Below are 22,070 nucleotides of genomic sequence, written 5' to 3' on the forward strand. Positions count from 1 at the left end.
GGGGATGTTGGGCTTCGGCGTGCTGGTGGTCTCCGCCGGTTGACCGGTGGCGGGCGCGGCGGGCGCGACGGCGGCCGGTGGCGTGACGGCGGGCGCGGCTGCGGGCGGCGGCGGCGGCTTGCTGCACGCGGCGGCAAGCGTTACCGCCACAAGCCCGACGGCTCGACCGACCGGGTTCGCATCCGCGCGGCGAATCATTTCTTGTCCCAAAGATTTCGCTGATCGCCCTCCGGGAATTGGAAGCCGATGTAGCTGACCTTGTTGATCTCGGCGTGGCCGTCCACGAAGCCGATATTGCATTTGAAGTTGTGGCGGTTGACCGGCCGCTGCGGGAGCGTGTTGTAATCGCCGACCCTCGGGTTGCGCAGGATGATGCTGACCCACGGGCGGCCGAGCGTGGAGTTGGTGGGGTTCCACTTGTCGGGGTCGGGTTCGAGCGGGTTGGAAATCTCCTGCGCGTCGGCGAAGACGACGGTGTCACTGGGTTTGGTGACCTCCTGCTCGCGGACGAGGTTGCGCGCGGGCGGTGTGCCGTCGAGCCAGACGCCGATGTCGGGATAGTTCATGCCGATCGCGAGCTGGTTGGTGAAGAACTTGACGCTCGGGCACGAGAAGGCGCTGAAGTCCGCGAAGTATTTCATGTTGCGGAAAATGTCCGGCCACCACGTCGCGGAGGCATTGGGAAGCAGGTTGCCCGGCGCCGTCCCCGTGCGCCCGAACTGGATGAACACCTGCTCGTGATCGTCGGTGTAGATTTTGTGGCCGAGACTGATCTGGCGCATGTTGCTCGTGCACTTGGTGGCGCGGCCCTTCTCCTTGGCGGCGGCCAGCGCGGGGAGAAGCAGTCCGGCGAGGATCGCAATGATCGCGATGACCACGAGCAATTCGATGAGCGTGAATCCAGGCGCGACGGCGCCCGATCGGCGCGAGGGAGGAGGCGGGTTCATGGCTTCCGGGTGTTGTGCGGCATAGTGATGGATCGCGGGCGCGAGTCAACGCCGCTTCCGCGCCGGCGGCGGCCGCTTGCGGCTTGTCATCCGCACGGGTGCTTGCCACTGTCCCGCCAGCACCGGGAATGAAGAGCATCCTCCTGATCGATGATGACGGGTCGCTGCATTCCTTGCTGGCGGCGCCGCTCAAGGAGGCCGATTGGACGGTGCTTCACGCCAATGGCGGCGAGGAGGGCATCCGCGCCGGGGCCGAGTCGAAGCCCGACATCATCGTGTGCGAGTTGCTCTTGCCGCGGGTGAACGGCTACCAGGTTTGCCGCTCGCTTCAGGCGCGCCGCGACGGCATGCCGCAGTGCAAGATCATCGTCGCCGGCAGCAGCAGCGATCCCGCCGACCGTTCCAATGCGCTCAAGGCCGGCGCCGACGGGTATTTGGTGAAGCCGTTCCGGCCCGCCGATTTTTTCAAGCTGCTCGGCGAAATCGGCGCGAGCACCACGTGTTTCAACGCCGCCCGTGCGAAGGCGCCCGCCAAGGCGGACGGTGGCGGCGCGCCGGTCGAGTTCATCGAGTCCATGGTGTATCTCATCGGCCGCCCGCCGACGGTCCGGTTTTGGGGCGTGCGCGGATCGTTGCCGATGCCCGGCCCGAGCACGCTGCACTACGGCGGCAACACCTCGTGCCTCGAAGTCCGCGCGGACGGCGAGATCATCATCCTCGACGCCGGCACGGGCATCCGGCAGCTCGGTCGCAAGCTCACCCAGGAATTCAAGGACACGCCCATCCACGTCACGCTGTTGATTTCGCACACGCACTGGGATCACATCCAGGGCTTCCCGTTTTTCATCCCGGCGTATTCGCCGAAGAACAAGGTCCGCATCCTCGGCCATGACGGCGCGACCAAGGGCCTGTCCACGGTGCTCGCGAGACAGATGGAGAGCCCCTACTTCCCGATCTCGATGCAGCAGATGCCGAGTCACCTGCGCGTCGAGGAGATCAAGGACCTGGAATTCAAGGTCGGTGCCGTGACGGTGAAGGCCACGTTCCTGAATCATCCGGGCATCTGCATGGGCTACCGGCTCGAAACCAGCGGCGGGTCCGTGTGCTACCTGCCGGACAACGAACCCAACTCGCGATTGCGCCCCTCGCCCGGCGCCGGTCCGGGGCAATCCTGCGAGAACCTCAGCTCCGCGCAGGAGCAGGACGAAAAGCTCATCGACTTCATCCGCGATGCCGACGTGCTCGTGATGGATTCGCAATACGACGCGACGGAATACCGCACGCAGGCCGGCTGGGGACACGGTTGCGTGGATGACGTTGTCGCGCTCGCCGTCGTTGCCAACGTCAGGAAGCTGTTCCTCTTTCACCACGACCCCGACCACGACGATGCGCACGTGAAGCGAATGGCCGACTGGGCGGCCGAACTCGCCGTCATGCACGGCGCCACCCTTGAAGTGCAGGCCGCCCGCGAAGGCGTCGAGGTCGTGCTCGCACCCAAGCCCGCTTGAACGGACTCCCGCGGGCGCGGCCGGATCATTCCCCCCACCATGACCACCCGACACTTGTTCCTGTTGCTCACCGCGGCGCTGACGATGCACGCGCACGCCGCGACCAACGCCGCCTCGCGCGCGCTGCACGCGATCTTCGACGCCGAATGGGAGCACTCGATGCGCCGCAACCCGACGTGGGCCTCGTCGCTCGGCGACCGCCGCTGGAACCACCAGTGGCCCGACCTGTCCGCGGCCGCGTTCGAGGCCGACCTGCGCCACCACCACGACGTGCTCGCGCGGCTTCGCAAGATCAACCGCAAGGCGCTGCCGCCGGCGGACCAGCTCAACTACGACCTCTTCGAGAAGCGCCACGCGCAAGCCGTCGAGGCGCATCCCTTCCGCTGGCACCTCGCGCCCGTGAGCATGCGCGACGGCATCCAGTCCGAGGACGAACTCGCCGACAGCCTGCGCTTCGACACGCTCAAGGATTTCGAGGACTGGCTCGCGCGCCTGCGGTCCCTGCCCGTGCTCGTCGAGCAGACCTCGACGCTCATGCGCGAGGGCGTCCGCGTCCGCATGGTCCAGCCCAAAGTCATCATGCAGCGCGTGCCCGCGCAGATCGAAAAGCAACTGGTGAGCGAGGCGGAGAAAAGCCCGTTTTACAAGCCGTTCACCAGGTTTCCCGCGGCCATCAGCGAAGCCGACCGGACCCGGCTCCGCGCGGCCGCGCGTGACGCGGTTGCGCAACAAGTCGTCCCGGCCTACCGGAAGTTTCACGAATTCTTCGTGAAGGAATATCTGCCCGCGTGCTTCGACCAGGTCGGCTGCTGGCAGATGCCCGAGGGCGAGAAGATGTATGCGTTCGAGGCGCGCAAATTCACCACCACAACGCTCACACCGCGCGAGATTCACGAGCTGGGCTTGAAGGAAGTCGCGCGCATCCGCGCCGCGATGCTCGCCATCAAGGACCAGACCGGCTTCAAGGGCTCCCTCGGCGAGTTCTTCCAGTTCCTGCGCACCGACGCGCAGTTCTACTACAGGACTCCGCAGGAACTGCTCGTCGGCTACCATGCGATGTCGCGGCGGATTGATCCGCTCCTCGTGCGGGTTTTCAAGACGCTCCCACGCACGCCTTACGGCATCGAGGCGATCCCCGACAAGATGGCGCCCGACACCACGACGGCCTACTACCGGCAGCCCGCGGCGGACGGCACGCGGGCGGGCACCTACTTCGTGAACCTCTACCGGCCCGAGACGCGGCCGAAATACGAGATGATGGCGCTCTCGCTGCACGAGGCCGTGCCGGGCCATCACCTGCAAATCGCGCTCGCGCAGGAACAGGGCGAACTGCCGAAGTTCCGCAGGCACGGCGGCTTCACCGCCTTCGTCGAGGGCTGGGGGCTTTACTCCGAGTTCCTCGGAGAGGAGATGGGGCTCTACGACGACCCTTACTCAAAGTTCGGCCAGCTCACCTACGAAATGTGGCGCGCCGTGCGGCTCGTCGTGGACACCGGCATGCACTCGATGCGGTGGGACCGCCCGCGCGCGATCGACTACTTCAAGGACAACGCCGCGAAGGCGGAGAACGACATCGTGAACGAGATCGACCGTTACATCGGCTGGCCGGGGCAGGCGCTCGCCTACAAGATCGGCGAGTTGAGGATCAAGGAACTCCGCGCCCGCGCCTCGAAGGAACTTGGAGCGAAGTTCGACGTCCGAGAATTCCACGACGTGGTGCTCCGCAACGGCGCAGTGCCGCTGGACATCCTCGAGCGATTCGTGGACGACTGGGTGAGGGAGAAGCGCCGGGCGCGCTGATCCCAAATGACTCGGTCTGCGCCCTCCGTTTCGGCCGGTCACGTCCTCCACCGGAATCTCGGCTCAACCACATGGAACGACGCCCGCCGGTCCGGCACCGCGCGCGTGTAGATCGCGTAGTCAAACGGGGCCTGGAAATAGATGCCACCCGAGAGGCGCCGCAGCCGGTGGTGCAGCAGCCAGAGCAGTTGCGTCGCGCGCAACCACCGCGGCGCCGTCCCCGCCCACGCCCGGAATTCCTCCCTCGCATCCGCGCTTGAGCCGAGGTTTGAGCCCGTGAGCGTAAACGCGCTCGTGAACTGCCCGAGCACGCCCATCCGCAAGCCGTGGTCGAACAGCCGCGACACCCACTCACCGTCGCCGATGCACTGGTAGCGCGCATCGAAGAAGCACTTGTGCACATCGAGCACGGAACGCCGGAAGAAGGTCGCGCACGTCAGCGTCGAGAGCGGCCGCACCCGCGTATGCCACCGCGAGGGCGTGAGCACTTTGCGGTGAAACCGGTAGCGCCCGTCGCCGTCCACGACGACTGCGTCCGCGAAGAGCACATCCACCTCCGGATGCTCGTCCATGTAGGAACTCACCTCGGGCAGCGCGCCGGGGAGATACTGCTCGTCGCAATTCAGATGACCGAGGATTTCGCCGGACGAGCGCCGCAGCCCGCGGTTCAACGCATCATACATGCCCTCGTCCGGTTCCACGAACGCGCGCACGCGGCGATCCTTGCGCAACCAGTCGAGCGTGCCGTCATCCGAGCCGGGATCCTGCACGATATGCTCGTGCTCCACCCCCTGGTCGGCCACGGAGGCGACGCACAGTTTCAGCCAGTCGGACTGGCGAAAACTGGGTGTGATGATGGAAAAGCGCACGTTCCTTGGCCGGTGGGATAACACGGCGACGCGTCCGGTTCAAGCGTGCGACCCGCGAGGGGGAAGCGTGAGGTTCGTTCATCGGGCCATCCGAACCGCCGCCGCGTAGACCTCCGCAAGGGCGACCCGCGCAGACGCTGCCGCCGCCCTGGCCGACTCAAACTCCGGCGCAGCGTGCAGAACCCGTCCGTCGAGCTTGCCGAGTTTCACCCTCACGTCGCCGAACTCGGTCTTCACGCTCACAAATTCGCGCTTCAGTTTGCGGCGCTCGGCGATCGTGCGCCGCACACCAAACGCGCTCGTCTCGCGCAGCATCAACTCGCTGAACTTGTCCGCGTCCGCCGGGGCGCAAAGCACGGTCAGCAGCACGCCGGGGCGGTTCTTCTTCATCTGCACCGGCGTGTGAAACACGTCCAACGCGCCGGCCGCCAGCGCGACCTCCACGAAGTTCCCGAGCACCTCGGCGCTGACGTCGTCGAGGTTTGTCTCCAGCACCGCGATGGTGTCCGTCTCCCAGTCGTGCGCCCCGGCGGCGGAAGTCGCGGCCACTTCGGCGAGCAGTTCCGGGCTTGGAATCCATGACGCGGAACTCTGAACTTCGCCGAGAACGGCGCGCACCACGTTGGGCCGCGTCTGATTGTCGCGCGTGCCGAGTCCGTAGCCGACGCGCGAGGCGACGAGATTCAGCATCGGCCCGAAGCTCTCCGCGAACTCCGCAAGCAGCGCGGCGCCGGTGGGCGTGAGCAGTTCGGACGGTTCGTCGCACTGCGAGACGGCGATGCCGCGCGCGCCGAGGATTTCCAGCGTCGCCGGCGACGGCAGCGGGAAACGCCCGTGCGCGCACTGGATGAAGCCCGTGCCCTCGACCACGGGTCCGGCGAGCACGCGCGGCTTGCCGAGCAGTTCGAGCGCGATGCACCCGCCCACGATGTCCACGATGGAATCCACGGCGCCGACTTCGTGGAAGTTCACCTGTTCCGGCGGGTGCCCGTGGATCTTTCCCTCCGCGACCGCGATGCGATGGAAGACGGCGGTCGATTTCTCCTTCACCCAATCGGAGAGCTTGCTGCGCTGGATCATCGCGCGAATGTCCGCGAAGGTGCGGCCGTGCCCGTGGTCGCAGCCAGGTCCGTGCGTATGTTCGTGAGGCCCGTGCGAGTGCCCGTGGCGCGCGGGGCGTGATGCGTGAGCGGAGGAGGACGTGAGCACCACGTCGAACTTCACGCCGGCGATGGCGCACTTCTGCGCGTGCGCGGCGCGGAGCTGGTAGCCGTCGAGGTCGAGCTTGGCCAGTTCGTATTCGAGCTTGTGGACGTCCACGCCGAGGTCCACGCAGGCGCCGAGGAACATGTCGCCGCTCAGGCCGCTGAAGATGTCGAGGTGAAGCGCGTTCACAAGTGGGGATTAAGCACGACCCGGCGGCATGGACGCCAGCAAAAGCGCAGCACGTGCACCGCCGAGGATCGTTGACTTGGGTCCGCGCCGGTATCATGGTCCGCCCGTGACCCCCTCTTCAGTTCCTCCCGCGTTGCCTCCTCCGCTGCCTGCATTTCATCATCCGACGTATCTCGTGCGCCGGAAGGTCTTCAAGTTGTTTGGTGCGGCGTTCCACATTTACGACCCGGAGGGCAACGTGGCGTTCTACTCCAAGCAGAAGGCCTTCAAGCTGAAGGAGGACATCCGCGTGTATTCCGGCGAGGACCAACGGCAGGAATTGCTGGTCATCAGGGCGCGCAACATCCTCGACATCGCGGCGACCTATGACGTGTTTGACCCGAGCAACGGCAATGCACTCGCCGGCTCGCTCAAGCGCAAGGGACTTAAGTCAATCGTCGTGGACGAGTGGCAGTTCCTGGATGGCGCGGGACGGGAAATCGGGTTGATCAAGGAAGAAAGCCTCGTGCTCGCACTTTTGCGGCGCATCATCTTGGGTCAGTTGCTGCCTCAGGAATACAACGGAAGCATCGGCGGTGCGCCGGTGTGCCGCTTCAAGCGGAATTTCAACCCATTCGTGAGCAAGGTGAAGTTGGATTTCACGGCTGACACGCGGGGATTGCTCGACCGGCGGCTCGGCATCGCAGCCGCGGTGCTGCTCGTGGCGATCGAACAGAAGCAGTCTTGATCAACTTGACGCGCCTACACCGGCGAGCGCGTTCATCTGGCTGGCGGCGTAGCCGGCGCCGAAGCCGTTGTCGATGTTCACCACGGTCACCCCGCTGCCGCAACTGTTGAGCATCGCGAGCAGCGGGGTGAGCCCGCCGAGGTTCGCGCCGTAGCCCACGCTCGTCGGCACGGCGATGACGGGGCGCGAGACGAGTCCCGCCACGACACTCGGGAGCGCGCCTTCCATGCCAGCGACTGCGATCACGACGTTGGCCGACTGGATGAGGTCGAGCCGGCGCAGCAAGCGGTGCAAACCGGCCACGCCGACGTCGAACACGCGCTCGACGCGGTTGCCCATGATGTCGGCGGTGACGGCGGCCTCCTCGGCGACGGGGATGTCGCTTGTGCCCGCGCACAGCACGGCGATGGCGCCGGGACGCTTTGGCAAAGGCTTCTTCTCGACGGTGACGCAACGCGCGAGCTCATGGTGAACCGCGTGCTTGAACTGCTTGCGGAGCGCCCGGGCGTGCTCGATGCCGATGCGGGTGACGAGGACGTGTTGTTCGCGAGCGGCGAGTTGCGCGGCGATCTTCACGACCTGTTGCGGCGTCTTGCCCGCGCCGAAGATGACCTCGGGAAACCCCTTTCGCAGCGCGCGGTGCGTGTCCACTTGCGCGAAGCCGAGGTCGGCAACGGGCGCTTGCTGGAATGCGCGCAGGACTTCCCCGCGGGTCGCGGTGCCGGCGCGGAAGCGGTCGAGAAGTCGCAGCAGTTCAGCGGGCGTCACGTGGATTCTGAGGTTGGGGTTGAAGCGGCGGGAGCCCGGACGAACGCGCGGAGCAACGGCGCCGGGCTCAATTCACCGGTGCGGGCTCCTTTACGGGGCTCCGGGTCTCGGCGACCTGGTGCTTGGTGGCCTCGGTCTTGATGTAGTGCAGCACGACGGGCGCGAGGATCATGCCCGGGATGCCCATGAGGCGCTCGCCAAGAATGAGGCCGAGGAGCGTGAGCCACATGGGGTTCTTGATGCGGTCGCCGATGATCTTGCTGTTGAGAAAATACTCGAGCTTGTGAATGACGATGAGGAACGCAAGCGCCCCGAGGGCGAGCTTCCACGAGACGGTGAGGCCGACGCTGACGATGAACGTGTTGGAAATGACGTTGCCGACGATCGGCAGCAGCCCGCAGGCGAACGTGATGATGATGAGGAACCGCGGATAGTCCATCCCGACGCCGAGGATGAAGATGGCGGTGAGCGCCGTGTTGATGGTCGAGATGGCGATCTGCGCGCCCATCACCGTGGAAAAGCTGTCGTAGAAGCTCCGGAAGCGGTGGGTCATCTCGTCGGCGGTGAGCGAGTAGAGGTTGTTCTTCACGAAGTGCGTCTCGCGCGCGAGGTCCACCGTGCTGTTCAGAAAGAGGCTGATGGCGACAACGATGCCGATGAGCAGGAAGACCAGTTGGCGGGTGAGATTCTTGGCGAGGTTGCCGAGGCCGAGCCAGTCGTCTTTCACCAAGCCGAGCAGCACTTCCTTGAGACTGTTCACATCGGTGAACGGGAGCGAAATCTTGTATTCCTTCGCCGCCTCGATGATGAGCGGCACGAGCGAATCGAGGATCTTGGGCAGCGCGTCCAGCGCGCGCTCGATGAAAAACACGAACACGTAAAAAAAAGCCACGACGAGGATGCTGAAGATGGCGATGGCGACGTCCTTGCGCCCCCAGAAGCGGAGTTTTTGGAGTGCAAACGTGGAGAACAGCACCGTGATGAACGGCACCGCCATGTGCAGCCAGCCCACGAGCAGCAGCGTCAATGCGATGAGGCCGTAGGATAGCTTCGCGGGGGTGCTCATGTCCGGTGGCAAACTAGCAGAGGTCGCCGTGTTTGAACAGGGCTCTCCCTGTGCGCCTTACCGCACTTTCGGCACAAGCAGCGCGACGAGTTCGCCGATTTTCACGCGTTGCTGCTGCTGCGAATCGCGCTCGCGCAGCGTCACGGTGTCCTTCAACTCCGCGCCCTTTTCGCCGAGCGTGTCGAAATCAATGGTGATGCCAAAGGGGGTGCCCGCCTCATCCTGCCGCGCGTAGCGTCGCCCGATCGAGCCGGCCTCGTCGTAGAACACCGTCATGTGGGGCCGCAACAGGTCGCGCACCTCGCGCGCCTTGGCCACGAGCTCGGGGCGGTTCTTGAGTAGCGGGAAGACGCCCGCCTTGATGGGCGCGATGCGCGGATGGAAACGCATCACCGTGCGCACTTCCTTCTTGCCCTTCTCGTCCACGGTCTCCTCCTCGTGGAACGCGTGCGTGAGCAGCGCGAGGATGAGCCGGTCCACGCCCGCGCTCGGCTCGATCACGTGCGGCACGTACGAGCCGCGCGCGAGTCCGTCGGCGTCTTCGCGCGCCTGAGCCGCGGCCTTCTCGGCGTCCACGCCCATCTTCACGAAATAGTGCTGCCGCGCCTCGCAATAGCGGCGCCACAACGCGTCCTGCTTCTCCTTGGGCAGCTTCGCCCACGAGTTCTTCAGCTCCTCGTCGAAGACGGCCATCGGCTTGCCGGCGAAGCGCTGGTGCTGCGAGAGGTCGAAGTCGCTGCGCGCGGCGATGCCCTCGAGCTCCTGCGTGCCGAACGGGAATTTGAACAGGATGTCCACGCACGCGCGGGCGTAGTGGGCCAGTTCCTCCTTCTTCTGCCAGTATTCCTCGAGCGACGCGCGCGGCAGGCCGATGGATTCGTAGTAGCGGATGCGCTCCTCGACCCAGTATTTGTGCCACGTCTGCCAGCCCCACGAGGGCTGCGGCTCGCCGGGATGGCCTTCGCCGGGCGTCGCGACCGCGCCGCTGATGGCCTCGACCGCCTCGTCGGGCCGGATGAAGAACTCGATTTCCATCTGCTCGAACTCGCGCGAGCGGAAGGTGTAGTTGCGCGGCGTGACCTCGTTGCGGAACGCCTTGCCCGTCTGCGCGATGCCGAACGGAACCCTCTGCCGCGACGTCTCAATCACGTTCTTGAACTGCACGAAAATCGCCTGCGCCGTCTCGGGACGGAGGTAGGCGACGCTTGCCGCATCCTTGAGCGGGCCGACGTTTGTCTCGAACATCAGGTTGAACGGCCGGGCCTCGGTTTTTTCACCCGCGCAATCAGCGGCCATCTTGCTGGGCTTTTGCGGACACGGGATTTCGTTCATCTGGTCCGCTCGGAAGCGGGCCTTGCACGTTTTGCAGTCCACCATCGGGTCGCTGAACGTGTCCACGTGGCCGGATGCCTTCCAGATCATCGGGTGCATGATGATGGTGGCCTCGAGGCCGGCGATGTCGTCGCGGTTGTGGACGATGTGCCGCCACCACGAGTCCTTGACGTTGCGTTTGAGCTCCGCGCCCAGCGGGCCGTAGTCCCAGAAGCCGTTGATGCCGCCGTAGAGTTCCGAGGACTGGAAGATGAAGCCGCGCCGCTTGCACAGCGACACGAGTTTTTCCATCAACACGTTCTCTTTGGGCTCGGCCATAGGCGCGCCAGTGTCGCAAAGGAAGGGGACGTGTCAAGGCGCGCACCCGGTCGGAATGAGACCTCTGCAAAACCCATCTTGCCCTGGGGTAGTGGCCGGGCTTGCCGAGGAATCTGGCAGGTTCCGTCGAGGCGAAGCCTCGACGCTGCACGTTTTGCAGAGGTTTCGGAATGTGGTTTGCAATCGGCGGGGCCATTCCCTAGCCTTCGCCGCGCATGAAAAATCCGAACCTGAATTCCCGAATCATGGGCCGTCCTTTCCTCGCGGCTTTGCTCTCCACCGCGCTCGCCGCCACGGCGCTCGCGCAGACCACCGACCTCCGGACGCTCACCGAGCGCGCCGAGAAGGGTGACGTGAAATCCCAACTCGCGCTCGGCGTGGCGTATTACCTCGGGCAGGGGACGCTCCAGCATTTCCCGGACGCCGCGAAGTGGTTCCGCCGCGCGGCCGAGGCCGGCGACGCCCTCGCGCAGAAGAACCTCGCGACCATGTATCAGAACGGCCAGGGCGTGAAGGCCGACTTGAACGAGGCCGGGCGCTGGTATCGCAAGGCCGCCGAGCAGGGCAACGCGCAGGCGCAAAACGAGCTGGGCTGGATGCTCGCCACCGGCCAGGGCGCGCCCGAGAACCACGCCGAGGCCATCCAGTGGTTCCGCAAGAGCGCCGAGCAAAACTTCACCGTCGCCCAGAAAAACCTTGCCGTGCTGTTGCTGCGCGCGCCGGGCGGCGAACCGAACTATCCCGAAGCCGCCAAGTGGCTCACGAAAGCCGCCGAGGCCGGCAACGCCCAGGCGCAGAACGAACTCGGCGTGCTCTATGCGAACGGCCGCGGCGTCAAGCAGGACGCCGCCGAGGCCGCGAAGTGGTTCAAGGCGGCCGCCGAGCAGGGCGACACGACGGCGTCGCGCAACCTCGCCTTGCTGATGCGCGGCGGGCAGGGCGTGGCGAAGAACGACGCCGAAGCCTTCAAGCTGCTCAAGTCGTCCGCCGACAAGGGGGACACGCAGGCGCTCTATCACCTCGGACAGGCTTACTTCAACGGCAACGGCGTCGAGAAGAACGAGGCCGAGGCGCTCAAGTATTACCGCCGCGCCGCCGAGGCGGGCGAAGTCAACGCGATGAACGAGCTCGGCTGGATCTACGAGAATGGCCGCGGCGTGCCACCGAACCCGACCGAAGCCGTGAAGTGGTATCAGACCGCGGCCGACAAGGGGCACGTGCCCGCGCAATTCAACCTCGGCGTGCTCCACGCAAGCGGCAAGGGCGTGAAGAAGGATGAGGCGGTGGCGCTCAAGTGGTTCAAGAAGGCAGCCGCTGCCGGCAATGTCCGCGCGATGGCCGAGGTCGGCCGTCTCCACATGATCGGCGCGGGTGGCGTGCCAAAAGACCGCGACGAGGCCGCCAAATGGCTGACCGCCGCGGCGGAGGCCGGCGCGGATTTTGCAATGGACAACCTCGGCGTGCTGCTCGCCGACGACAAGGCCAACGCCAAGCCCGACTACATCGAGGCCTACAAGTGGTTCAACGTCTCCGCCGCGCTCGGCAACACCAACGCGGTGCGCAACCGCGACGCCGTCGCCGCGCGCCTCAAGACCGACGACCTCAACGAAGCACAGCGCCGCGCGAAGGATTTCTACGAGAAGAAGATCGTCCCTCTGCTGGCGCCGAGTTCGTCCGCGCCGGCTCCTGCGAGCACGCCCGCGGTTTCCGCCCCGCAACCCGCCGCCGCGACGGGTGACAAGAAGGCCGCGCAGCCCAAGAAGAAGTAGTCGACCGCGAAGCCTGTTCACGCCTTCGGCGGTCCGGAGCTTTCGCGGATGGCGAGTTCGGCGGCGAGGCGCTGCGGCGTCGGAGTGCCGCCCTGCATCACCTTCTTCATCACTTCCATCGCCGCCACGCCGAGCCGGTGCTTGGGCTGCCGCGCGGTGGTCAGCGGGACGCGGAAGTGTTCGCTCACGAGCACGTTCCCAAATCCCACGACCGAAATGTCCTGCGGGATGCGGAGGCCCTGCCGGATGAATGTCTCCGCCGCGCCGATGGCCACGAGGTCGTTGACCGCCTGCACGGCGGTCGCGCTCGGGTTTTCCTGAAGCAACTGGAGCGCGGCCTTCTCGCCCTCCTCGATCGTTGCGCCGGCCTGGAAGACGAGCGATTCGTCCACGTCCATCCCTGCGGCGCGGAGTCCGCGGCGATATCCCTCGAACCGCTCCAGCGCCCACGGCGAGACCGCGGGCCCGGTGAAGAACGCGATGCGCCGGTGGCCAAGCTCGATCAAGTGCCGCGCAAGCGCCTGGCTCGCGGCGAGGTCGTTGGTTTCCACATTGTGGAACCGCGCGCAGAACGCCGCCGTTGGCCCGAGAATCACCGTGGGCACCCCGCGCGCAAGCAGTTCGTCATACAGCGGCGAGTGTTCCTGCTGCCGGTAGGCGGGAAAGATGAACAACCCCTCGACGCGACGCGCGAGCATCCGGCGGATGCACGTCTCCTCGCGGCTCGCGTTGTTCAGCGAGTGCGCGATCACGAGGTCGTAGCCCATCTCGTGCGCGTTCTCTTCGATGGCCATGATGACGCGGGCGAAGAGCGGGTTGGTCATTGCCGAGATGATGAGCCCGAAGAGCCGTGTGCTGTGGGTCCGAAGGCCGCTGGCCGCCGTGTTCGGCACGTAGCCCATCTGCGTGGCAAGCGCCTTGAGCCGCTCGCGCGTCTTGGGCGAGATGTCCTTCGCGTCGCGGAGCGCCTTGGAGACCGTCATCACGGAAACTCCGGCGCGCGCGGCGATGTCTTTCAGTCGGACCATGTCAGGGGCGGCGGGTGTTCAGTGTTCGCTCCGGGCGTGTCGAAGAATCCGGCCGGACTCATGAATGCTGGATACCGGGAACATTCACACATTCGACCCGCTCCAGTTCAGCTTCTGCCGGAGCGTGCCGAAGAACGAGCTGCCGGACAAGCGCAGCAACCGCACCGAGCGGCGGCTCCGGCGCACCGTCACGCTCTCGCCGGGGTGCAACGTCGCGAGCACCTGGCCGTCCGCGGCGAAAATCGAGTCCGGCTGCCGGCTTTGCAACGTCACGCGCACCTCGGACCGCAGGCTCACGACCAGGGAGCGGTTTGTGAGCGTGTGCGGGCAGATGGGAGTGAGCGTGAACACTTCCGCCTCGGGGCTGACGATCGCGCCGCCCGCAGCCAGCGAGTAGGCGGTCGAGCCCGTCGGCGAGCTTACGATCAAGCCGTCGCAAAGGTAGTTCGTGAGCGCCTCGCCGTTCACGGACACCGCGAGCTCGATCAGCCGTGATGTCGCGCCGCGGCTTACCACAAAATCGTTGAGCGCTAGGCTGCGGAGCGGCTCGGATCCCACTTCGCCCTCGGCCTCGATGAGCGGCCGTTCCTCGATGGTGAAGTCCCCGGCCCACACCCGCTGCAGGCCGCGGGACAGTTGTTGCGAGGAGATCGCCGTGAGGAATCCCAGCCCGCCGAATTTCACGCCGAGGATGGGTGTCGCGCTGCCGGACAGTTCGCGCGCGGCGCGGAGCATCGTGCCATCGCCGCCGAAGACGAGCATGAGGTCGCACGACTGCGCGAGCGCCGCGGGCGAGTCGCACAGCGCGGTCTGAAGGCGCGCGAGCGCCGCGGTCCCGGGCTCGCTCAAGGCCGCGCGGCCCGACGCGGCCACGAGTGCGGCGGCGCGGCGCACGGCGGCGGCCACGGCCGGCTTGCCGGTGTTCGCGAGAAGCCCGACGCGGCGAATCTTGTCAGCGAGTCGTTTCAAGCAGTGCGAGGAATTCCCGGTTGCCGGCGGGCCCGAGCAGGGGCGACGCGGTCACTCCGCGCCACGCGATTCCGCCGAGCGTGGACGTGAAGGCTTCGAGCTCCGCGAGCACGCGCTGGTGCACGGCGGGGTCGGTGATCACGCCCGCGCCGCGGTCGGCCTCGGCGCGGCCGGCCTCGAATTGAGGTTTCACGAGCGCGACGATGCGGCCGCCGGGCCGCAACAGCGCCACCGCCGCGGGCAGCACGAGCCGGAGCGAGATGAATGAGCAGTCGGCCGTGACGAGTCCGGCGGGCTCGAACGGCGCGGGCATGGCCGCGGGCCGGAGGTTCCGCGCGTTGGTGCGCTCCATCGCGACGACGCGCGGGTCGTTGCGGAGTTTCCACGCGAGCTGGCCGTGGCCGACATCCACCGCAAACACCCGCGCCGCGCCGCGCTGGAGCAGGCAGTCGGTGAAGCCGCCGGTCGAAGCGCCGAGGTCCACGGCGAGGATGCCGCGCACGTCGAGCTGGAAGTGATTGAGCGCGTGGTCGAGCTTGTGCCCGCCGCGGCTCACGAACTTCTCGCCGCTCTCAAGCCCGAGGTCGTCGCCGTCCGCAACGGAATCGCTGGGCTTGCGGGCGGTCTGCTGGTTGACGCGCACGCGGCCGGCCATGACGGCGCGGCGGGCCTTTTCGCGGCTGTCGCAGAAGCCGCGCTCGACGAGTGCCTGATCAACGCGCTTCATGGGGGTGAAGGCAGGCGCGCGGCGGGGCGACCCGCGCGGCCCCGGCTCACTGGCTGCGGAACTTGTCGAACTCGGCGAGCGTGAGCCCGTAGGCGTGCTCCGTTTGCGGCCGCAGCTTGTCCACGCCGTCAGTCGTGCCCAGGTTGGCTGTGGACCCGATTTCCTGGCAGATGGCACCGAGGTTCAGCGCCACGCCACGGAAGGCGTGCGCGGCGAAGACGAGTTTGGCGGGGTTGGTGGCGGCGGCCTTGACCTGCTGGACGTGACGCGGGGCGTTGGCCGTGAAGGGGTCGGTAGGCTCGGAGAGCAGCGGCGAGCCGTCCTTGGATTGCATATCGCGCAGTTCGGCGACGACGCCCGTGTCGTTCAACTCGACTTCCGGCTGCGCGGGGGCGACCTGGGGCGCGGCGGCCAGGCTGGGGGTGGTGCTCGGGCTCGCTGGGCTGCTCATGGGTTGGTGATATTAGCAAATGGCCAAGGGCACAAACCTTTTCAGGATTCGCGGCCACCATGAGCACCCGGAACGGGGGGCTCGACCGCCGACTCGACCGCTGGATGGCTGGTTGACGGGGTGAGAATAGAAAACCGCGCCCGGAGTTGCAAACTTCTTCGGGTCAATCGGTTGCTTGTCGCACGCCGTTCTCACGCCAGAACTCGAACACTCCCGCCCACCAGTCAGGGGATTGCTCGGCGATGTCGTTGTGCTGCGCGCCGGGGATCACGTGGAGTTTCTTCGGTCCCGCGTAACCGTCGTGCAATTTCAGGCCGAGCCCCGTCGGGATCACCTCGTCCTCGCCGGCGAGGAGAAAGACCGCCGGTCGGCGCGAATCGCGAAGCCACGCCGCGGCCGGAAAGCGGTCCTGCAAAATCAACCGCACGGGAAGAAACGGCATCTTGCGCTGGCCGACGGAGACGAGGTCGTTGTAGGGCGCGATGAACGCGAGGCCCGCGACGCGGCCCCCATGCGTGCCCGCCAGGTGCGCCGCGACGCCCGTGCCGAGCGATTCGCTGACCACAAACACCGGCGCGCGATGCGTGAGCAGGCTGAATGCCTCGTCCGCGGCGGAGAGAAAACTCTTCTCGCTCGGTGAACCGCCACGCGCACCGTAGCCGGGATACTCCAGGACAAACACGTCCACCGCCGCCGCCTCGTGAATGGGTCTGGCGATGTAGCCGCGTTCCACCGCGCTTCCGGCGTTGCCGTGCACGATCAGCACCGCGCCGGTCGCGGCACGTCTCGCTGGAAGTTGCCAGCCGATGATCTCGCCCGACACGTTCTTCCACGGAACAAATCCGCGCTTGGCCGCGATGGCATCGGCTCGCTCAGGCGCGAACGTGGTTGGAAAGTAGATCAACTTCCGCTGCCAGGCGCATCCGCCGATGCACAGAACAGCGTAGGCAAGCCCGATCGTCCGCAACGCGCGAACCCCGGCCCGCGTCGGTCTCCCGTTTGATCTCCGAGGTGACGCGGTGTCGGTCATGGCGGCGGACGGTTACTCCTTCTTGGGTCCCTTCACGTCGATGTGCAGGTCGCGCAACTGGCGTGCGCTCACGACGCTCGGCGAGTCGGTCATGAGGCAGGCGCCCTTCGCGGTCTTTGGGAAGGCGATCACGTCGCGGATGCTCGGCGTGCCGCAAAGGATCGCGATAAGCCGGTCGAAGCCGAGCGCGATGCCTCCGTGCGGCGGCGCGCCATACTGGAAGGCGTCGAGCATGTAGCCGAAGCGCAGTTGCGTTTCCTCGGGCGGGATTTGCAGCACCTCCTCGAACACCGTCTTCTGCACGTCGGGTTGGTGGATGCGGATGCTCCCGCCGCCGAGTTCGACGCCGTTGACGACGATGTCGTAATGCTGCCCGCGCACTTTCTTCGGGTCGCTCTTGAGCAGCGGGATGTCCTCTGCCACGGGCGCGGTGAACGGGTGGTGGCTCGAATACCAGCGGTTCTGCTCCTTGTCGAAGCTCAGCAGCGGGAAGTCCACCACCCACAGGAAGTCAAAGCGGTCCGCGGGAATCACGAGCTTGCCCGCCGCCTTGAGCACCTCGGCGCAGTAGAGGCGAATCCTGCCGAGGATTTCACAGGCGTTGAGCCATTGACCGGCGGCGAACAGGATCAAGTCGCCTTCCTCGATCTCGAGTTTCCTCGTCAGCGCGTCCTTCTCGGACTGGCTGAAGAATTTCACAATGGGCGATTTCCATTCGACGGTGGCACCGTCGGCCCCCTTCTCGACCTTGATGAACGCGAGGCCCTTTGCGCCGAAGCTTTTCGCGGTCTCGGTCATCGTCTCGATCTGTCCCTGCGTGGCACAGGCGAGTCCCTTCGCGTTGAGCGCCTTCACCACGCCGCCGGTCGCGACGGTGCCGCTGAAGACCTTGAACGTGCTCGCGCGGAACTCCTCCGTGAAGTCCGCCAGCTCCATGCCGATGCGCGTGTCGGGTTTGTCGATGCCGAAGCGGTTGAGCGCGTCCTGATACGTGAGCCGCTTGAACGGCACCGGCACGTCCAAGCCGAGCGCGGTTTTCCACACCCGCGCGAGCAGTCCTTCGACAAGCGCATACAAATCCTCGCGCTCGATGAAGCTCATCTCGATGTCCACCTGAGTGAACTCGAGCTGGCGGTCCGCGCGCTGGTCCTCGTCGCGGAAGCACCGCGCGAGCTGGTAGTAGCGCTCGACGCCCGCGACCATGAGGATCTGCTTGAACTGCTGCGGCGACTGCGGCAGCGCGTAGAACGTGCCGGCCTCGCGGCGGTTCGGCACGAGGAACTCGCGCGCGCCCTCGGGCGTCGACTTGAAGAGGATCGGCGTCTCGACTTCGAGGAAGCCCTGCTCGTCCATGAACACGCGCGTGGCCGTGGCGGCCTTGCTGCGGAGCTTCAGGTGGCGCGCCATCTCGGGACGGCGCAGGTCGAGGTAACGATGCTTGAGGCGCAACTCCTCGTTCACCTTCGCGGCCTGCTCCGGGTCATCGATCGGGAACGGCAGCACCCCGGCCTGGTTGAGCACGGTGAGTTCGCGTGCGAGCACCTCGACTTCGCCGGTGGAAATCTTCGAGTTGTCGGTGCCCGCGGGCCGCTGGCGCACCTTGCCCGTGACCTGCACGACGCTCTCGCTGCGCAAGCCTTCGGCCGAGGCGAAAAGTTCCTTCGTCAAGTCCGACGGATCGAAGACCGCCTGCGTGCGGCCCTCGCGGTCGCGGACATCAATGAAGATGACGCCGCCGAGGTCGCGGCGGCTGTGGACCCAGCCGGTGAGCGTGACCGTCTGCCCGATGTGCGCGGGCCGGAGCTCGTTGCAATGGTGCGTGCGTTTCATTCGTGACTCGAGGTGGAGGGAGGATTCGCGCCGCGAACCTTCGCCGCCCGCAGGGCGGACGGCACCACCTGTTCAAACAGAGCGCGGATGGTGCGGGTCGCGTGCGCAGATTTCAAAGACAAATTTGGACAAGACAAATTGGGCCTCGTGGCCGCCCGCTTGACGCTTCGCTTTTACGACCCTACTGTCCGTGCAACCAAACCATGCCCTTGGACATCACCATCGAGTATTGCAGCATGTGAAACTACGAACCGCACGCCGTCGGTCTGGCGGAGAAACTCATGCGGCTCAAACAGGACATCCGCGCGCTCACGCTTGTCCCGTCGGGCGGCGGCGCCTTTGAGGTCAGCGTCAATGGCAAGAACATCTACTCGAAGCTCAAGACGGGGAAGTTCCCCGAGCCCGACGCCATCGTGCAGGCGGTCCGGGCGAAGCGGTAGCGCCGGGGGAACGGGTTTGCGCGTCCGCGGCGCGTCGTCCTCGATACCGATCGATGATCGAACCGAGGCGCGGACGAAGACGGCGGGCATTTCAATCCGGAGAGTGATGGGTGCCTGGTGGCCCCCGCGGTCTTCAAAACCGCCGTCGGTTTGCCTTGCAGGCCGAGGAGTGTTCGATTCGCTCCCTCTCCGCCACTTTCCGTCGCGGAATCTCGAATCCGGACGGCTGACGGGATGAGTCACCCCGCGCCTGCCTGCCGTTCCGCACCCCGCCGTTTCCATGAGTCGTGAACAAATCTTGAAGCTCACCTCGCTGTCGAGCTGCGCCGGTTGAGCCGCCAAGCTCAGCCAGTCGGCCCTGTCGCAAGTGTTGCGCCAGCTCCCCAAACCGCCGCGCGACCCGCGCCTGCTTGTCGGCTCCGACACCGCCGACGACGCCGGCGTGTATCAAGTCAGCCGCGACGTCGCGCTCGTGCAGACGGTGGATTTTTTCACGCCCATCGTGGATGACCCGGTCGTTTACGGCCAGATCGCCGCCACGAACTCGCTCTCCGACGTCTATGCGATGGGTGGGCGTCCGCTCACGGCGATGAACATCATGGGCGTGCCGACCGATGTCGTGACACCAGCCATCATCGCGAACATTCTTCGCGGCGGCGCGGCGAAGGTCCGCGAAGCCCGGTGCGCGCTCGTCGGCGGCCACACCATTCGCAATCCCGAACCCGTTTACGGCCTCTCCGTCACCGGCGTCGTTCACCCCAGGCGCATCATCGCAAACTCCGCCGCGCGGCCGGGCGACCTGCTCGTGCTCACCAAACCGCTCGGCACCGGCATCATCACCACCGCCATCAAGCGCGACATCTGCCCGCCCGCGCTCGCGAAGGCCGCCATCCGCTCCATGTCCGCGCTCAACACGCCCGGCGCCGAACTCGCCGAGCGCGGACTCGTCCGCGCGGGCACGGACGTGACGGGCTTCGGCCTGCTCGGCCACCTCGGCTCGATGTGCAAATCCAGCGGCGTCGGCGCGGAACTCGGCGCCGGCGTCGTGCCCGTCCTCGGCCGCGAAGTCTGGAATCTCATCGCGCAGGACTGCATCCCGGGCGGCACGCGGCAGAACTTGAAGACCGCGGAAGAATTCACCGACTGGGCAGGCGCCGTGAGCGACGCGCAGCGGTTCCTGCTCGCCGACGCGCAAACCAGCGGCGGCCTTCTCCTCTGTGTCGCACCAAAGAACCTCGACGCCGTGCTGCGCGTGCTGGCCGGCCGCAAGACGCCTTGCGCCGCCGTCATCGGGCAAATCACTCGCGCGAAGCAACCGAACATACGAGTCAAGCCGTGAGTCAACCGAAACTGCGCAACATCCCCGCGGTCGAGAAAGTGCTTCAATCGCTCGGCCCGCTCGACTTGCCGCGGCCCGCCGTGCTCCCGGTGGTTCGACGCGAGCTGGCAGCGCTGCGCGAGGCGGGAGAAGTTCCCGAATTCGACGCCGTTCTCGCGGGCATTCGCACCGCGCTGGACAAACTTCGCCGCTCCAGAATCCAGCCGGTCATCAACGGCACGGGCGTGGTCATTCACACGAACCTCGGCCGCTCGCCGTTGAGCGACGCAGCGGTGGCGACCCTCGCGAGCATCGGCGCGAACTACAACAACCTCGAATACGACCCCGTCACCGGCGAGCGCGGCGGCCGCGCCAGCTACCTCGAACACAACCTCGCGCTGCTCTGCGGCGCGGAGGCGGCGACCGTCGTGAACAACTGCGCTGCGGCGCTCGTGCTCATCCTGCGGCACTGCACCGCGGGCGCACGCAAGGAGGTCATCATCTCGCGCGGCGAACTGGTGCAGATTGGCGGCGGCTTCCGCATCCCGGACATTTTGGAAACGAGCGGCGCGACGCTGCGCGAAGTCGGCACGACGAACAAGACCACGCTGCGCGACTACGGGCGCGCCATCGGCAAGCAGACCGCGCTCATCCTGAAAGTTCATCGCAGCAACTTCTTCATGGGTGGCTTCGTCGAGTCGCCGACGACGGAAGAGATTTCCGCCCTGGCGAAGAAGAAGCGCGTGCCATTTGTGGAGGACCTCGGCAGCGGCGCGGTCATCGAGACGGAGAAGGCGCTCGGCCTCGCGCACCACGAGCCGACGCCGGGGGAAGTGCTGCGGCGTGGCGTGGAACTCGTGTGCTTCAGCGGCGACAAGCTGCTTGGCGGCCCGCAGGCGGGCATCATCGCGGGCAGGGCGAAGCTCGTGGCCGCGTGCAAGCGCGAGCCGTTCTTCCGCGCGCTGCGGTGCGACAAGCTCATCCTCGCCACGCTGCAAACGGTGGTGGATGAGTATTTGCACGCAACATCGTCCTCGAGCCTTGCGGCGCCGATTCACTCGATGCTGCGTGCGACGCCGGAGGAACTTCGTGGTCGAGCTGAGAAAATTTGCGCCGCGCTTGCTGGGCTGCCGGTCAAAGCGACTGTCGGCGCGGGCAAAGCGCAGGTCGGCGGCGGCACGCTGCCGCAGGCGGTGATCGAATCGGTGACGGTGGACCTGCTGCCGCAGGGCAGAGCGCTGGCGGACTTCGCGGCGAAGCTGCGCGCCGGTTCACCGCCGGTGATCGGCTACGTGGGAGGGAACAAGTTCAAGCTCGACGTGCGCACGGTGTTTCCGCGCCAAGATGAGGAACTGGTGCGCTGCGTTCGAGCGTGCCTTTGAGTGGCGCGGGATGCGGCGGCGTTGACAAGCTCTCGCGGGCCTCCCCATGGTCGCGGCACCGAACCACGGATCGCCATGAACATCCACATCGCGCGGAACAACCAGCAGCTTGGACAGTTCAGCCTCGTCGAGGTAAACGGCGGCATCGCCAGCGGGCGATTTCTGCCCGGCGATCTCGCGTGGTGGGAGGGCGCGCCCGGCTGGACCCGGCTAGACACCGCGCCCGGCGTGGTGGTGCCCGCAAACCTGCCGCCTCCGATGCCGCCCCTGCCAGCGCACGCGGCGGCCGCGCCGGCGAAGTCCGGCGGCAGCTACACAGCGGGCCGGAACGTCGGCGACGAGCCGCGATGCAACATTCCCGGCCACTCGTTGTGACGCGCCGCGCGGCGGCCGGAG

The 22,070-nt window shown here is 66.4% G+C and carries 21 protein-coding genes; 8 read left to right on the forward strand and 13 right to left on the reverse strand.

Features of this window, described 5'->3' with window-relative positions; all coding sequences use genetic code 11:
• A partial coding sequence (locus FJ386_10235) for a hypothetical protein (protein MBM3877084.1) occupies positions 1-198 on the reverse strand: 198 nt, incomplete at its 3' end.
• Positions 195-947 (reverse strand): prepilin-type N-terminal cleavage/methylation domain-containing protein, encoded by a 753-nt coding sequence (locus FJ386_10240; protein MBM3877085.1) that lies wholly within the window; start codon positions 945-947, stop codon positions 195-197. The genes FJ386_10240 and FJ386_10235, both read right to left, overlap by 4 nt.
• A 128-nt stretch (positions 948-1,075) precedes the next feature.
• Between FJ386_10240 and FJ386_10245 the strand changes: the two genes are divergently transcribed.
• The gene (locus FJ386_10245) at positions 1,076-2,455 is read left to right on the forward strand and encodes a response regulator (GenBank protein MBM3877086.1); all 1,380 of its coding nucleotides are present in this window, start codon (positions 1,076-1,078) and stop codon (positions 2,453-2,455) included.
• An 84-nt stretch (positions 2,456-2,539) separates the two neighbouring features.
• Positions 2,540-4,255: a DUF885 domain-containing protein gene (locus FJ386_10250; protein MBM3877087.1), complete on the forward strand. Its 1,716-nt coding sequence runs from the start codon at positions 2,540-2,542 to the stop codon at positions 4,253-4,255.
• A 38-nt stretch (positions 4,256-4,293) separates the two neighbouring features.
• On the opposite strand, the gene FJ386_10255 is transcribed toward FJ386_10250, so the two are convergent.
• Complete coding sequence (locus FJ386_10255; protein ID MBM3877088.1) at positions 4,294-5,124, reverse strand: glycosyltransferase; 831 nt, start codon at positions 5,122-5,124, stop codon at positions 4,294-4,296.
• Positions 5,125-5,202: 78 nt separating this feature from the next.
• Positions 5,203-6,519, reverse strand: coding sequence for a nickel pincer cofactor biosynthesis protein LarC (gene larC / locus FJ386_10260; protein MBM3877089.1), 1,317 nt, complete (start codon positions 6,517-6,519; stop codon positions 5,203-5,205).
• Positions 6,520-6,664: 145 nt separating this feature from the next.
• Here larC and FJ386_10265 point away from each other — a divergent pair, with 145 nt between their 5' ends.
• Positions 6,665-7,246: a hypothetical protein gene (locus FJ386_10265; GenBank protein ID MBM3877090.1), complete on the forward strand. Its 582-nt coding sequence runs from the start codon at positions 6,665-6,667 to the stop codon at positions 7,244-7,246.
• Here FJ386_10265 and larB read toward each other — a convergent pair whose 3' ends face one another.
• From larB to FJ386_10280, 3 genes are all read right to left on the reverse strand, one after another.
• On the reverse strand, positions 7,247-8,014 hold the full coding sequence (gene larB, locus FJ386_10270) for a nickel pincer cofactor biosynthesis protein LarB (GenBank protein MBM3877091.1): 768 nt from the start codon (positions 8,012-8,014) through the stop codon (positions 7,247-7,249).
• 67 nt (positions 8,015-8,081) lie between these two features.
• Positions 8,082-9,080 (reverse strand): AI-2E family transporter, encoded by a 999-nt coding sequence (locus FJ386_10275; protein MBM3877092.1) that lies wholly within the window; start codon positions 9,078-9,080, stop codon positions 8,082-8,084.
• A gap of 57 nt (positions 9,081-9,137) precedes the next feature.
• The gene (locus FJ386_10280) at positions 9,138-10,730 is read right to left on the reverse strand and encodes a glycine--tRNA ligase (GenBank protein MBM3877093.1); all 1,593 of its coding nucleotides are present in this window, start codon (positions 10,728-10,730) and stop codon (positions 9,138-9,140) included.
• A gap of 215 nt (positions 10,731-10,945) precedes the next feature.
• Between FJ386_10280 and FJ386_10285 the strand changes: the two genes are divergently transcribed.
• Entirely contained in the window at positions 10,946-12,499 is a 1,554-nt protein-coding gene (locus FJ386_10285) for an SEL1-like repeat protein (GenBank protein MBM3877094.1), read from the forward strand.
• Positions 12,500-12,516: 17 nt separating this feature from the next.
• Here FJ386_10285 and FJ386_10290 read toward each other — a convergent pair whose 3' ends face one another.
• The 6 genes from FJ386_10290 to aspS form a co-directional block, all read right to left on the reverse strand.
• On the reverse strand, positions 12,517-13,527 hold the full coding sequence (locus FJ386_10290) for a LacI family transcriptional regulator (GenBank protein ID MBM3877095.1): 1,011 nt from the start codon (positions 13,525-13,527) through the stop codon (positions 12,517-12,519).
• An 84-nt stretch (positions 13,528-13,611) separates the two neighbouring features.
• Complete coding sequence (locus FJ386_10295) at positions 13,612-14,289, reverse strand: NAD(+)/NADH kinase (protein MBM3877096.1); 678 nt, start codon at positions 14,287-14,289, stop codon at positions 13,612-13,614.
• Positions 14,290-14,479: 190 nt separating this feature from the next.
• Positions 14,480-15,223: a TlyA family RNA methyltransferase gene (locus FJ386_10300; protein ID MBM3877097.1), complete on the reverse strand. Its 744-nt coding sequence runs from the start codon at positions 15,221-15,223 to the stop codon at positions 14,480-14,482.
• A 46-nt stretch (positions 15,224-15,269) separates the two neighbouring features.
• Positions 15,270-15,674 carry a hypothetical protein gene (locus FJ386_10305; protein MBM3877098.1) on the reverse strand — a complete coding sequence of 135 codons (405 nt, stop codon included), beginning with the start codon at positions 15,672-15,674 and terminating at the stop codon, positions 15,270-15,272.
• Between the two features lie 163 nt (positions 15,675-15,837).
• The gene (locus FJ386_10310; GenBank protein ID MBM3877099.1) at positions 15,838-16,578 is read right to left on the reverse strand and encodes an alpha/beta hydrolase; all 741 of its coding nucleotides are present in this window, start codon (positions 16,576-16,578) and stop codon (positions 15,838-15,840) included.
• 138 nt (positions 16,579-16,716) lie between these two features.
• On the reverse strand, positions 16,717-18,534 hold the full coding sequence (gene aspS / locus FJ386_10315) for an aspartate--tRNA ligase (protein ID MBM3877100.1): 1,818 nt from the start codon (positions 18,532-18,534) through the stop codon (positions 16,717-16,719).
• A 281-nt stretch (positions 18,535-18,815) separates the two neighbouring features.
• Here aspS and FJ386_10320 point away from each other — a divergent pair, with 281 nt between their 5' ends.
• From FJ386_10320 to FJ386_10335, 4 genes are all read left to right on the forward strand, one after another.
• Entirely contained in the window at positions 18,816-18,974 is a 159-nt protein-coding gene (locus FJ386_10320) for a SelT/SelW/SelH family protein (protein MBM3877101.1), read from the forward strand.
• Positions 18,975-19,254: 280 nt separating this feature from the next.
• A complete protein-coding gene (gene selD, locus FJ386_10325) occupies positions 19,255-20,313 on the forward strand; it encodes a selenide, water dikinase SelD (protein ID MBM3877102.1) in 1,059 nt (352 codons plus the stop codon).
• Positions 19,977-21,674, forward strand: a complete 1,698-nt coding sequence (locus FJ386_10330) for an L-seryl-tRNA(Sec) selenium transferase (protein ID MBM3877103.1) — start codon at positions 19,977-19,979, stop codon at positions 21,672-21,674. The genes selD and FJ386_10330 overlap by 337 nt, the downstream gene beginning before the upstream one ends.
• 75 nt (positions 21,675-21,749) lie before the next feature.
• Positions 21,750-22,049 carry a DUF4339 domain-containing protein gene (locus tag FJ386_10335; GenBank protein ID MBM3877104.1) on the forward strand — a complete coding sequence of 100 codons (300 nt, stop codon included), beginning with the start codon at positions 21,750-21,752 and terminating at the stop codon, positions 22,047-22,049.
• The last annotated feature ends 21 nt before the right edge of the window (positions 22,050-22,070 follow it).

The sequence above is a fragment of the Verrucomicrobiota bacterium genome (genome assembly GCA_016871675.1).
In the GTDB taxonomy this organism is placed as follows: domain Bacteria; phylum Verrucomicrobiota; class Verrucomicrobiia; order Limisphaerales; family VHCN01; genus VHCN01.